This is a genomic window from Mesorhizobium loti (genome assembly GCA_014189435.1).
In the GTDB taxonomy this organism is placed as follows: domain Bacteria; phylum Pseudomonadota; class Alphaproteobacteria; order Rhizobiales; family Rhizobiaceae; genus Mesorhizobium; species Mesorhizobium loti_G.
This window is the reverse complement of sequence record CP050293.1, coordinates 425190-439063: the sequence shown is the minus strand read 5'-3', so window position 1 is coordinate 439063 and position 13874 is coordinate 425190. Positions and strand designations below refer to the sequence as shown.

General features: G+C 64.4%; 8 protein-coding genes. 1 reads left to right on the top strand and 7 read right to left on the bottom strand.

All coding sequences use genetic code 11. The features are described 5' to 3' along the window. Nucleotides 1–31 precede the first annotated feature (31 nt). The 6 genes from HB777_02120 to HB777_02095 all read right to left on the bottom strand — a co-directional run bounded on the left by HB777_02120 (nt 32) and on the right by HB777_02095 (nt 10378). Nucleotides 32–1138 (bottom strand): DNA topoisomerase IB, encoded by a 1107-nt coding sequence (locus HB777_02120; GenBank protein QND62827.1) that lies wholly within the window; start codon nt 1136–1138, stop codon nt 32–34. Between the two features lie 110 nt (nt 1139–1248). Then, nucleotides 1249–2187, bottom strand: a complete 939-nt coding sequence (locus HB777_02115) for a glycosyltransferase (protein ID QND62826.1) — start codon at nt 2185–2187, stop codon at nt 1249–1251. Nucleotides 2188–2339: 152 nt separating this feature from the next. Beyond that, nucleotides 2340–3224, bottom strand: a complete 885-nt coding sequence (locus tag HB777_02110) for a transglutaminase family protein (protein QND62825.1) — start codon at nt 3222–3224, stop codon at nt 2340–2342. Nucleotides 3225–3291: 67 nt separating this feature from the next. Next, nucleotides 3292–5703: a circularly permuted type 2 ATP-grasp protein gene (locus tag HB777_02105; protein QND62824.1), complete on the bottom strand. Its 2412-nt coding sequence runs from the start codon at nt 5701–5703 to the stop codon at nt 3292–3294. A 6-nt stretch (nt 5704–5709) separates the two neighbouring features. Continuing rightward, a complete protein-coding gene (locus HB777_02100; protein QND62823.1) occupies nt 5710–9069 on the bottom strand; it encodes a transglutaminase family protein in 3360 nt (1119 codons plus the stop codon). 112 nt (nt 9070–9181) lie between these two features. Further along, nucleotides 9182–10378, bottom strand: a complete 1197-nt coding sequence (locus tag HB777_02095) for an acyl-CoA dehydrogenase (GenBank protein ID QND62822.1) — start codon at nt 10376–10378, stop codon at nt 9182–9184. Nucleotides 10379–10532: 154 nt separating this feature from the next. Here HB777_02095 and HB777_02090 point away from each other — a divergent pair, with 154 nt between their 5' ends. Continuing rightward, nucleotides 10533–11444: a LysR family transcriptional regulator gene (locus tag HB777_02090; protein ID QND62821.1), complete on the top strand. Its 912-nt coding sequence runs from the start codon at nt 10533–10535 to the stop codon at nt 11442–11444. Here HB777_02090 and HB777_02085 read toward each other — a convergent pair whose 3' ends face one another. Next, nucleotides 11445–13769, bottom strand: coding sequence for an RNA-binding transcriptional accessory protein (locus HB777_02085; GenBank protein ID QND62820.1), 2325 nt, complete (start codon nt 13767–13769; stop codon nt 11445–11447). Nucleotides 13770–13874: the final 105 nt, after the last annotated feature.

Below are 13874 nucleotides of genomic sequence, written 5' to 3'. Positions count from 1 at the left end.
GGCGGATTTGGCGGCCGCCGGTCGCAGCCAGTCAGCTTTCGCGCATCATCAGCCATCGCAGCACGAGAGCTTCCTCGTCATCGAGACCGTCGATCGCGCGCTTGCGCTTGTTGGCCTGCGCCATTTCGTCCAGCAACCGCCCCTCGATCCACGCTTCGAAGACCTGCGGATGGATGTAGCATTTGCGGCAGACGGCGCGTGTGTTGCCCAGCCGCTCGGCGACCTTGTCGATGACGCTGTTACTCACCTGTTTTTGCTGCGCCTGGCTTTGCGGCAATTCCGTCTGTGCAAACAGCGACGCGGCGTGGATGGTGCCGCCCCAGGTGCGGAAATGCTTCGAACTGAACGCATCACCGGTGGCATCGCGGATATAGCGGTTGACGTCCTCGGAGCGCACCGGCCGCCTGCTGCCATCCTCATCGAGATACTGGAACAGCTTCTGGCCAGGCAGGTCCTGCGCGCCGCGCACGATTCCGGCGATGCGGCGGTCGATCAGCTTCAGCTTCCACTCCTTGCCGGACTTGCCCTTGAAGGCAAACCGAAGGCTTGAGCCGACAATATCGACATGGCGGTCGCGCAATGTGGTCAGCCCGAAACTCTTGTTGTCGCGGGCGTAGGCGGCATTGCCGACCCGGATCATCGTGTTGTCAAGCAGCCAGACAACCGCGGCGACGACACGCTCGAGCGGCAAGCCACGACGGCGCAGATCGCTGTCGATCTTGCGCCTCAGGTCTGGCAGGCTTTCGGCAAAGGCGACAAGGCTCGAATATTTGGCACCGTCGCGTTCTTTGGCCCATTGGAGATGGTAACGGTATTGCTTGCGTCCGCGCTGATCCCTGCCGGTTGCCTGGATATGGCCGTCGGCGTCGGGCGAAATCCACACATCCGTCCAGGCCGGCGGAATGACGATCGCCTCGATGCGCGCCCTGGTAGCATCAGGAACCGCCCGCCCGTCCGGACCCTTGTAGGAAAACCCCTTGCCTGTCTTCAGTCGCCGGATGCCGGGCTCGGTATCGCTGACATAAGTAAGTGACGCATTATCGGCCGAGCTTTGCGCCCCGTTCTTCGGCGCATCATTTTTCGGCGCAGCGTCTTCGTCAGCCGGCCGGCTGTGCGACAATCCGGATTTTTGCAGCATGTCAGCTCCACGCAAATATCCGTAGATAAGCTGTTGGCCGATTGCTGGTTCCACACGCCGTCCGAAAAGCCTGTGCGCCGATATAGAGTAGGTCCGGTGGGACCTGGCGCCTACAGAGCGCCCTGCATCTGGATCGACGGCGCGGACAAACGCCGCCGCGCCGCGAGCTTGAACCTGTAACGCAGACAGCGCCAGGCTTCCGAGCGTCGCTTGGGGGCTGCCGCGGCGACCGCCAGGAAGCGTGCCGCGGTGTCCAGATCGCCGCGCGCATAGTGGACCCGGGCGATCTTGAGCGCGACAAGCCCTTCTCTGGCCTTGAGCGCCGACATCGGGATGTTGCAGTCGGTAAGCGTGCGCAGTTCTCGGCGCCAATCCAGGAAGCGCCGTACCGAGTTGATCGCATAGCGGTCATCGGAACGCACCGGCGAAACCTCATAGACCATGACGGGTTGCGAAACCATGGCGAGCGATGCCTTGCTCATCAGCCGCGCCCAGAACAGCGTGTCCTCGTCATAGGCCAAACCGACCGGGAACCTCGTCTCGCCGATCAGGGCTCGAGATGCCAGGACGCTGCCCACGGCGACCGACCGTATGTCGCCTTTCACATAGGCTGAAGCATTTGCCAGGCATGCGGCCTGATAGCCGTTCGGCACTTTGATCTGCCGATCCTGGCCGTTCACCCGTCGCCGGTAAGCGCCCACGATCATATCGGCTTTCGGCTGCTCTACCGCCTTTCGGAGCAGCGAGCGCAATCCGCCTTGCAGATGCAGGTCGTCGGCGTCGATCAGGTAGACCCAGGGATGGACTGCCTGGTCTAGCGCCACATTGCGAGCGCCGCCGGCATCGCGGCAACTGGCCGGCAACACGCGCAACGGCAACGACAGTTCCGCCGCGGCCTGCCGCGCCACAGCTGCCGTGCCGTCCGTCGATGCATCGTCGACCAGCAGGATCTCGCCGATGATCTCGGCCTCGCTGCGAAGCGACGCCAGCGTTGCCCCGATGGTCGCCGCCGCGTTGCAGGCAGGAATGACGGCGCTGATCGCTCTCAATTACAAAACCCCGCGCCTCGCGCTTAAGAATACAATTATCGTCCACCTCGAAACGAATGCAGATTAGCGGCCACATCGGCGTTTGAGAAGCAGTCTTGTCCATTCCATCCAGAATTGCGAGAAAGAACCCGCTGCGTGTGTGCGGCCTGCTTTCAGGCCTTTTCGAGCACGACCGGAATGACGTCGACAGCTTGCTCGCCGACCTGTCCGCCGGTGGTCTTGAGGACGCCGACGATCGGCGCCACGTCCGAATAGTCGCGGCCGTAGCCGACAGTGATGTGATCATTGCTGGCCCGCATGCCGTTGGTCGGATCGAATTCCTGCCAGCCGGCATCGCGTCCGCACCAGACCTTGACCCAGGCATGCATGGCATCGGCGCCTTCCAGCCGGGGTTTGCCCTTCGGCGGGATGGTGCGCAGGAAGCCGCTGACATAACCCGCCGGAATGCCGAGTCCGCGCAGGCCGGCGATCATGATGTGCGAAAAGTCCTGGCAGACGCCGCGCTTCAGCTTGAAGGCATCGCTGGCCCGGGTTCGCACCGTGGTCGCTTCGCCGTCATAGGTAAAATCGCGATGGATCCGATTGCACAGGTTCATGGCCGTGCCGGCGGTAGAGCCGGCGATGCTGTCCCGTGCGTAGGTGGTGATCGCAGCATCGATGCCGGCATGGGTGCTGGCCGTCAGGAAATGGTGCGGTGTATCAGGCGCCAACGACCGCACCGCGGCGAGCTCCTGCCTGAGCCGGCCGAGATCGGGCGACACGTCGAGTCCGGGCTCGGGCCGCGACACCGAGACGCGCGCACTCATCCTTATGTCGAGCGTGTCATGAGCGTCGCGAAAGGCGATCGAGGTGACGTTGTTGCCGAAGAAATCGGAAAAGTCGGAACGCTCGCTGGGCGCCGGCGCAAAGGACAGGGATGCGGCGATGACACGCTGCACGCCCGATATCGTCGACGGCAGTACACGCACCTGATGACGACCGCCGCCAGCAGCGGCAGCGTAATCGTAGTGGAGATGAAGCCTGATATCGTAGAGCATGTTCTATTTTTTCTGTCTTTGCGCAGGTTCTTGTCGCAAAACCGTGCGACACTTTTGTGGAACCTGCTTAGCCGAAATAGGCTTTGGCGAGGCTGTTGTAGAGGCCGCCGATTTCGTAGGCGAGTTCGTCCAGCGCCTTTGCCGTCATATCCGAAGGCTCCTTGATGGCGATCTGGGTGTTGAGCTGCAGAATCTCCTTCGCCGCCGGCGACATGTGCCCCTCGCCGCCGAGCGACGGTAACAGGCCGATCTCGGCCTTCAGCCTTTCGAGCTGGAACAGGATGGAGCGCGGATTGAGCGGATCGAGCGCCAGCAGGTCGATAACCGTGCGCCGTCCGGCCTGCACCGGATATTGCCGGCGGTGGGTCATCACGCTGTCGCCGATCTCCAGCATCATGTCGAGCGCGCCGTCTGGCGCCTTGGTGCTGGTCAGCCGCGACAGCGTGCGGGCGATCTGGATGCCGCGCTCCAGCCGGCGGCCGATCTCGAGGAAGCGCCAGCCGGCAAAGCGGTACATGTTCTCATGCAGAAGGCCGGAAAAGCCGGCGAGCTTGCGCAGGATGACCGTCATCGCCCGTGTCGCGTCGTCGCCAGGCGCCACCGTCGTTGCGAACTGATGGATGGTCTTCGACAGGTCCTTCAGCGCCAGCCAGCCATCGGGCGAGAAGCGGTCGCGGATCTGGCCGGCGCTGTAGACGGCGCTGTCCAGCGTACCGATCAGCCCCGACGGGATCGCCGTCTCGACGTCGATACCGAACGGTTCGAGATAATCCCTGATGTCGGCGAGCAGCGGCATATCCGGGTCGGAGGTCTCGGCCAGCCGAACATGATAGGCGCGCAGGATGCGCACCGTGTCTTCCGAGCGCTCGATGTAGCGGCCGAGCCAGGTCAGGTTCTCCGCCGCACGGCTGGGCAGGCTACCCGGCCTAGTGCGGCTGAAACTGTCGCCTTCTTGCGGCAACAGCGTCTCGCGCTCCACCGGTTTGTCGCTGACAACCCAGACATCCGCTGCCTGGCCGCCACGCTGCATGGCGATGGCCGTCGGGTCGAGCGACAGGCCGACGCGGGCAAAACCGCCGGGCATCACCGTCCAGCCGTCCGGCGTGCGCGCCAGATAGACGCGCAGGCTCGCCGGCCGCGGCTCCAGCCAGCCACCAACATAGACCGGCGTCGTCGAAAGCGTCACCGCTTCCTGGCCGACGAAGTCGCCGCCATAGCGTTCGATGCGCGCCACCAGCTCCGCCCGCTCACCGGCGGACAGCGCCGAGCCGAGCTTCGTCTGTTCGTCATCCTCGAAGGCAAGTCTCGTCGACAGCGCCGGCCCGATAACCATGCGATCGATATTGGCCAGCACATGCGCGCGTTCGGTTGCTTGCCCACACCACCATGTCGCCACGCTCGGCAGCAGCAATTCCTCGCCCCGCAGGGCACGTGAAATCTTCGGCAGGAAGGCGAGCAGCGCGCGCGTCTCCATCAGGCCGGAGCCCAGCGCATTGACGGTCGCAACCGCACCCTGACGGATCGCCTCGACCAGGCCCGGCGTGCCGATCTGCGAATCCGGGCGCAGTTCGAGCGGGTCGGCAAAAGCGGCATCGAGCCGCCGCCACAACACGCTGATCGGCATCAGGCCGGAAACCGTGCGCACCATCAGCCGGCCGCCAGAAACGGTCAAATCCTCGCCTTCGAGCAGCATGATGCCGAGATAACGGGCGATATAGGCGTGTTCGTAATAGGTTTCGTTGAGCGGCCCCGGCGTCAGGATAGCAACGCGGCCGTCGGTTTCCTTGGCCATGCCGATCAGCGCATCGCGGAAACGGCGGAAAAAGCCGGCAAGGCGGTGCACATGCATCTCGCCATAGATATCGGACAGCGCGCGTGTGGTGGCGACACGGTTTTCCAGCGCGAAGCCGGCGCCGGACGGCGCCTGGGTGCGATCGCCCAACACCCACCACTGGCCGTCAGGCCCACGGCCGAGCTCGAAGGCGCAGAAATGCAGGAAATGGCCGCCGGCCGGCCTGGTGCCGACGACGGGCCGCAAATATTCCGGACTGGCCGCGATCAGCCCCGCCGGCAGGATGCCTTTTTCGACCAGCCGGTTCGGCCCGTAGATATCGGCGATGGTCTCCTCGAACAGCTCGGCGCGTTGCACGAGGCCGGCGCTGATCGCCGCCCACTCGCTCTCCTCGATGAGAACCGGGACATGCGCCAGCGGCCATTCACGCTCATTGGCGCCGGCCTTGTCGTAGACGCGGTAGTAGACGCCGGCATCGCGCAAATACTGGTCGGCGCGGGCAAAGCGCTGGCCGAGCTTTTCAGGCCCCAACTCGTCGAGCGATTCGATGAAGTGCTTCCAGATCGGGCGGGGGTTGCCTGACGCATCGACCATCTCGTCGACGACGCCGTCGATCGGCTGGTAGTGCTCCAGCAGGCTGTGGATCTGCGGCTTGCCGCGTACCCTCTTGTGATTCCCCTTTGCCATCGCTGATCAGAGTCTTGCCGGCCGCCGAAGGTCAAGGGTCATCGGGAAATCTTCCGCCGGTTGTTCTTCACGGATCACATAGGCGGATGGCGTATGGCCGCGCGGTTCAAAGCGGGCGAGCCGCCGAGCTTCCGCCTCGTTGCCATTGACCGGAAAGGTGTCGTAATTGCGCCCGCCGGGATGTGCGACATGGTAGACGCAGCCGCCGACCGCCCGGCCCGACCAGCGGTCATAGATATCGAACACCAGCGGCGTGTTGACCGGCAGTGCCGGATGCAGGCCCGATGACGGTTGCCAGGCCTTGAAGCGCACGCCCGCCACCGCCACTTCACGGTTGTCCGTCACCTTCATCGGCACGATGCGGCCGTTGCAGACGATCGCGTGGCGCTCCGGATTGAGACCTTCCGTCTTGACCTGCAGCCGCTCGACCGAGGAATCGACGAAGCGCACGGTGCCGCCGATCGCGCCCTGCTCGCCCATGACATGCCACGGCTCGAGCGCCTGCCGCAGCTCCAGCTTGATGCCGGCGTGCTGAACCTCGCCGCAGAACGGGAAGCGGAATTCGAGCTGGGCATCGAACCATTCGGGTCTGAATTCGAAGCCATTGAGCTTGAGGTCGTCGAGTACGTCGAGGAAATCAGCCCAGACATAATGCGGCAGCATGAAGCGGTCATGCAGCGACGTGCCCCATCGCACGAAGCGGCCATCGAGCGGGTTTTTCCAGGCACGTGCGATGATAGCGCGCACCAAAAGTTGCTGCGCCAGCGACATGCGCGCGTTGGGCGGCATCTCGAAACCGCGGAACTCGACCAATCCCAGCCGGCCGGTTGGCCCATCCGGCGAGAACAGCTTGTCGATGCAGATTTCCGAACGGTGCGTATTCCCGGTGACGTCGGTCAGCAAATTGCGAAACAGCCGATCGACCAGCCACGGCAAGGGCGCCGCGCGCTGATCTGGATGCGGCACCTGCGCCATGGCGATCTCAAGCTCGTAGAGCGAATCGTGGCGCGCCTCGTCGAAGCGCGGCGCCTGGCTGGTCGGGCCAATGAACAGGCCGGAGAACAGGTAGGACAGCGAGGGACGCCGCTGCCATTGCAGCACCAGGCTCTTCAACAGGTCCGGCCGGCGCAGGAACGGACTGTCATTGGGCGTCGCGCCGCCGACCACGACATGGTTGCCGCCGCCGGTGCCGGTGTGGCGGCCGTCGATCATGAACTTGTCGGCGCCAAGCCGCGTCTGCCGCGCCTCCTCGTAGATTGCCGTCGTCGTCGCTACGCAATCCTGCCAGTTAGACGCAGGATGGATGTTGACCTCGATGACGCCGGGGTCGGGTGCGACGCGGATGACGTTGAGACGTGGATCGTGCGGTGGGCCATAGCCCTCGATATGCACGGGAAGACCGATCGCCTTTGCCGCGTTCTCGGCCGCCGCAACCAATTCCAGATAGTCTTCCAGCGCCTCGACCGGCGGCATGAACACGCATAGCCGGCCGTCGCGCGGCTCGACTGAAAGTGCGGTACGCACCGCGCCGCCGATCTCGGTGATCTCCTGCTCGACCCGGTCCTGCTGCCCGGTCGTGGCGGTAAAGGAGGCCGCCTGCTGGCGGCGCGCAATCTCGTCGGCACCTTCCAGTTCGGCTGGCGCAGCGGAGGGCAGTATGGCTTCGCGCGCGGGCAGCCGGCCGCGTGGCAGTGACGGATCGACCGGCACGATGTAGGGGAACTGCTCCGGCGGCACATAGGGCAACGTGCCGAGCGGCAAGCGGTAGCCGACGGGTGAATCGCCGGGCACCAGGAACAGCCGGCCACGCCGCGTCTTCCATTTTTCCGAGCGCCAGCGCGGCCCCGACGCCTGGCTGTTCCAGCGCTGGACGGGCAGCACATAGCCGGACGGCTTGGTCAGCCCGCGTTCGAACACTCTTGCCATGCGGCTGCGCTCTTCCGGATCCTCCAGCTTGGAGTTGGACGGATCGACATTGTCCGGCAGCTTGCCCTCCTTGAGCAGCCATTCGGCCGGATCCTCATAGGCTTCGCTGACCATGGTCCTGTCGATGCCGAGTTCACCGGCGATCGCGGTCAGCAGGCTTTCGGCCTGCTTCGGCCCGATATCGGCCTGGCTCTTTTCGCGCGCGATCAGCGACGGGTCGCTCCACACCGGCTGGCCATCGGCACGCCAGTAGAGCGAGAAGGTCCAGCGCGGCAGGCTTTCGCCCGGATACCATTTGCCCTGGCCGTAGTGGAGAAAGCCGCCCGGCGCGAAGCGCTCGCGCAGTTTACGGATCAGTTCATCCGCCTTTTCACGCTTTGTCGGGCCGACGGCGGCGGTGTTCCACTCGGCCGACTCGAAATCGTCGATCGACACGAAGGTCGGCTCGCCGCCCATGGTCAGCCGCACATCGCCAGCCGCAAGTGCCGCATCGACCTTGTTGCCGAGCGCGTCGAGTGCCCGCCAGCTTTCATCTGAAAATGGCTTGGTGATGCGCGGATGCTCGGCGATGCGGTCGACCCGCATCTCGAAACCGAATTCGACATTGGCGAAGCTCGCCATGCCGGAAATCGGGGCGGCGTTGCGGAAATGCGGGGTGGCGGCCAGCGGCACATGGCTTTCGCCGGTGAGCAGGCCCGATGTCGGGTCGAAGCCGATCCAGCCGGCGCCGGGAAGATAAACCTCGCACCAGGCGTGCAGGTCGGTGAAGTCGACCGCTGTTCCGGCTGGACCGTCGAGCGCGACCAGATCGGGCTTCAACTGGATCAGGTAGCCGGAGACGAAGCGCGCGGCGATACCGAGGTTGCGCAGGATCTGCACCAGAAGCCAGCTCGAATCCCGGCACGAGCCCTTGGCTGCGGCCAGCGTCTCCTCCGGCGAGAACACACCGGTCTCCATGCGCACGATATAGGCGATCTCGCGCTGCAGCCGGGCATTGAGGTCGACCAGGAAATTGACGGTATTGGCAGCGCTGCGGTCAATGGTCTTCAGCAGGGCCGAAAGCAGCGGTCCGGCCGGCTCCGGGGTGCGGTAGATGGCGAGATCGTCGCGGATCTCTTCCGGATACTCGAACGGGAACGCCTCGGCCGACGGTTCGACAAAGAAATCGAACGGATTGTAGACCGTCATGTCGGCGACGAGGTCGACCTCGATCTTCAGCTCGGTCACCGGCCCCGGAAAGACGAAACGGGCAAGGAAATTGCCGTAGGGGTCCTGCTGCAGATTGACGAAATGGTTCGCCGGCTCGACCTTCAGCGAATGACTCAGCACCTTGGTGCGGGAATGCGGCGCCGGCTGCAGCCTAATGATCTGAGGCCCGAGAACCACCGGCTGGTCGTATTTGTAGTGGGTCAGGTGGTAGACAGCTGCCAGAATTGCCATGGAGCCCCGGAATTCAGCGTTTCAAACGATTTCGCTGAACCCTGACACATCTGGCGGCCATTCTCCAAGCAGAGATGTTGCGGTGCACCTAATTTAAACGGCTACCGAACGCTCAGAAGAACGCCTGTATCCCCGTCTGCGCCCGTCCCAGGATCAGCGCATGCACGTCATGCGTGCCCTCATAGGTGTTGACGGTTTCCAGGTTCTGCGCGTGGCGCATGACGTGGTAGCCGATCTGGATGCCGTTGCCGCCATGCATGTCGCGGGCCTGGCGGGCGATGTCGAGCGCCTTGCCGCAATTGTTGCGCTTGACGATCGAGATCATTTCCGGCGCCATCTTGCCTTCATCGAGCAACCGCCCGACGCGCAAGGATGCCTGCAGCGCGAGCGCAATTTCGGTCTGCATGTCGGCGAGCTTCTTCTGGTAAAGCTGCGTGCCGGCCAGCGGCTTACCGAACTGCTTGCGATCAAGACCGTACTGACGGGCGCGATGCCAGCAATCTTCCGCGGCGCCCATCGAGCCCCAGGAAATGCCGTAGCGGGCCCGGTTGAGGCAGCCGAACGGGCCGCCAAGGCCCTTGGCGTTGGGCAGCAGCGCGTCTTCGCCGACTTCGACGCCTTCCATCACCACTTCGCCGGTGATCGAAGCCCGCAGCGAAAGCTTGCCGCCGATCTTCGGCGCCGACAGCCCCTTCATGCCCTTTTCCAGCACGAAGCCGCGGATCTCGTCCTTGCCGTTGTCGCCCTTCAGCTTTACCCAGACGACGAACACATCGGCGACCGGCGCGTTGGAAATCCACATCTTCGAGCCGGACAGCTTGTAACCGTTGGCGGTCTTCTCGGCGCGCGTCTTCATGCCGCCCGGGTCGGAGCCGGCATCCGGCTCGGTCAGGCCGAAACAGCCGATCCACTCGCCGCTGGCAAGCTTGGGCAGGTACTTCTTGCGCTGTTCGTCCGAGCCATAGGCGTAGATCGGATACATCACCAGCGACGACTGCACTGACATCATCGAGCGATAACCCGAATCAACCCGCTCCACCTCGCGCGCGACCAGCCCGTAGGTCACATAGTTGGCGCCAAGCCCGCCGAATTCCTCAGGGATGTTGATGCCGAGCAGGCCGGCCTCGCCCATTTCGCGGAAGATCGCCGTGTCGAATGTCTCGTTGAGATAGGCGTCCTCGATCCGAGGCGCCAGCTTGTCGGCGGCAAAAGCCGCCGCGCCGTCGCGCACCATGCGCTCTTCTTCCGAAAGCTGGTCCTCGATCAGGAACGGGTCTTCCCAGACGAATGCATTCTTGTCGGCGGCCATGGCTTTCTCCCAAACCAATGCAGGTCGCCCAAAAATGCCCAGCAATTTGGGATGCGACATGCGTGAAGCAAAATCTTGGCCCGGCTTATCGGCCTGCGCCCCGAAAAAATCAAACGAAATTGCCTCCCCGATCAATGAGCTGTAGTAATGGATCATGAGTGTTCAGCGCCGCCTTTTGCCCAACATCAGCGCCCTTGCCGCCTTCGAGGCGGTGGCTCGCCTCGGCAGTTTCACCGCGGCCGCCCAGGAACTCGATCTGACCCAAGGCGCTGTCAGCCGGCAGATCAGATTGTTGGAAGATCAGTTCGGCCGCCGGCTGTTCGAACGCGACAGCCGCAATGTCAGGCTGTCGACATCGGGCGAAATCTACGCCGAGGCGGTGCGTTCAGCACTTGGCCAGTTGCGTGACGCAGCCCTTGGATTGATGAGCAATCGGCATAGTGGCATCCTGAACCTTGCCATTTTGCCGACCTTCGGCACGCGCTGGCTGATGCCGATGATCCCCGATTTCGTCGAAAACAACCCTGACATCACCATCAACTTCGTCACCCGTGTCGGCCGCTTCGACTTCACCAGGGAAAGGCTGGACGCTGCCATCCATTATGGCCTGCCGGACTGGCCGGAGGCCGACTCGACACTGTTGGTGCGCGAAACGGTGGCGCCAGTCGTGTCGCCCGAATTCCTCGCCGGCCGCGCCATCGCCACACCGGCCGATATCGGCCACTTGCCACTGCTGCATATGGCGACGCGTCCTGGCGCCTGGACCGAATGGTTCGAGCATCAGGGCCTGAGCGCGCCAACCGGACCCGGCATGCAGTTCGAACAGTTCGGGACCGCAGCCCAGGCCTGCATGGCTGGGCTCGGCGTCGCGCTGTTGCCGCAGATCCTCATCGCCGGCGAATTGCAGCGAGGCCAGTTGGTGCCGGCGCCCGGCCACCCCATGCAAAGCCGCAGCGCCTACTATCTCGTCGTCCCACACGACAAGCGCGGCCATCTGCCGGTCGCAAGCTTTCGCGACTGGCTGCTGGGCCAGGTCGAGAAGGAACCGGCTGTCCTGGCTTGGTAGCTACTTCCGCTTCAAGGCATCCGCCAGTGCGGCGCCGAACGCACCTTGCTGCGCCGGCCGCTCCGGCTGGCGCTGCGGTGCCGGCGAACGCGGCGCCGGCCTGCCGCCGCCATTGTCGCGCGGTCCGCTGCGCGGTGCACCACCCTCGCCGCCATCCTTGCGCATGGAGAGCGCGATGCGCTTGCGCTTGATGTCGACTTCGACGACGCGCACCTTGACCACGTCGCCGGCCTTGACCACCTCATGCGCATCCTTGATGAACCGGTCGGCCAGTTGCGAGACATGCACCAGCCCGTCCTGATGCACACCGATATCGACGAAGGCGCCGAAGGCAGCGACATTGGTGACAGTGCCTTCCAGCAGCATGCCGGGCTTCAAATCCTTGATGTCGTCGATACCGTCGGCGAAGGTCGCCGTCTTGAAGCCGGGGCGCGGGTCGCGGCCGGGCTTTTCCAGCTCCGCCAGGATGTCGCGCACGGTCGGCAAGCCGAAACGCTCGTCGACGAAGACGCGGGGATCGAGCGCCTTCAGCGCGGCACTGTCGCCCATCAGCGAGCGGACATCGCGCCCGCAGGCCGCAACGATCTTCTTCGCCACGCCATAGGCCTCCGGATGCACCGACGAGGCATCGAGCGGCTCGCTGCCATTGGCAATGCGCAGGAAGCCAGCGCTTTGCTCGAACGCACGCGGCCCAAGCCGCGGCACCTTGAGCAAATCCTTCCGGCTGGCGAAGGGCCCGGTCGCATCGCGGTGCGCGACGATCGCGTCCGCGAGAGATGCGCCGAGACCTGAAACGCGCGCCAGCAGCGGCGCTGAGGCGGTGTTGAGATCGACGCCGACGGCATTGACCGCGTCCTCGACCACCGCTTCCAGCGAACGGCCAAGCCGGTATTGGTCGACATCGTGTTGGTATTGGCCGACGCCGATCGACTTCGGCTCGATCTTGACCAGTTCGGCCAGTGGATCCTGCAGGCGCCGGGCGATCGACACCGCGCCGCGCAACGACACGTCGAGACCCGGGAATTCCGCCGCCGCCGTCGCCGATGCCGAATAGACCGAGGCGCCCGCCTCGCTGACGATCACTTTCAAGGGCTTCGGGCCACCATCAGCCGGCATGTCGGACAGCATGTCCGCCACAAGCTTCTCCGTCTCGCGGCTGCCGGTGCCGTTGCCGATCGAGATCAGCTCGACCTTGTGCTGGCGGATGAGCTTGGCCAGCTCCGCCTGCGTGCCGCGCACATCGTTCCTGGGCGGAAACGGATAGACAGTCGTCGTTGTCAGCACCTTGCCGGTGCCGTCGACCACCGCCACCTTGACGCCGGTGCGGATGCCGGGATCGAGCCCCATCGTGGCGCGCGAACCAGCCGGGGCGGCGAGCAGCAGATCCTTCAGATTGCGGGCGAAGACATGGATCGCCTCTTCCTCGGCCCGCTCACGCAGATCGCGCATCAAGTCGAGCGTCAGGTGCAGCGATAGTTTTATACGCCAGGTCCAGCCGGCGACCTCCGTCAGCCAGCGATCGCCCGGCAGGCCGCCGCCGATGGCATAGGCATTGGCGATCATCCGCTCGACCGGCTTCACCGGCGCGGTGTCGTCGGCATCGACCTCGATGTCCAGCGACAGCACTTCCTCGTTGCGGCCGCGCAGCATCGCCAGCGCCCGGTGGCTCGGCACATTTGCCCAGCGCTCGACATGGTCGAAATAGTCGGAGAATTTGGCGCCTGCCTCCTGCTTGCCGTCAACCACCCTGGCCCGCATGAAGGCGCGTTCTTTCATGTAGCTGCGCAATTTGCCAACCAGATCGGCATTCTCGGCGAATTGTTCCGACAGGATGTCGCGCGCGCCCTCAAGCGCCGCCTTGGCGTCGGCCACGTCCTCGGTCAGATAGGCCAGCGCCAGTTCGGCAGGCACCAACGCGCGGTTCGCGAGAATGGCCTCGGCCAGCGGCCCCAGCCCGCGCTCCCTGGCGATTTCGGCCTTGGTGCGGCGCTTGGGCTTGTAGGGCAGATAGATGTCTTCCAGTTCCGCCTTGGTGATGGCGGCGACGATCTTGCCCTCGAGCTCCGCGGTCAGCTTGCCCTGTTCGCGGATGGAACCGAGGATGGTGTCGCGGCGCGCGTCGAGTTCGCGCAAATAGGCAAGCCGTTCGGCAAGGTCGCGCAATTGGGTGTCGTCCAGCCCGCCGGTGACCTCCTTGCGATAGCGCGCCACGAACGGCACCGTCGCGCCCTCGTCCAGCAGCCCGATCGCCGCGGCCGCCTGTTCTGGCCGCGCGTTGATCTCGGCCGCGATGATGGCTGCGATGCGCTTGATGTCGGATGCCATGTCGTTCCTGCTCTCGTCCAAAGAGCGGCGACCATAGGCGCAGACGTCCGGTCCGCCAACCGCCGCGCTTTGATCAGCCCGGCGGGTCCACAGGAAAGCGTACGC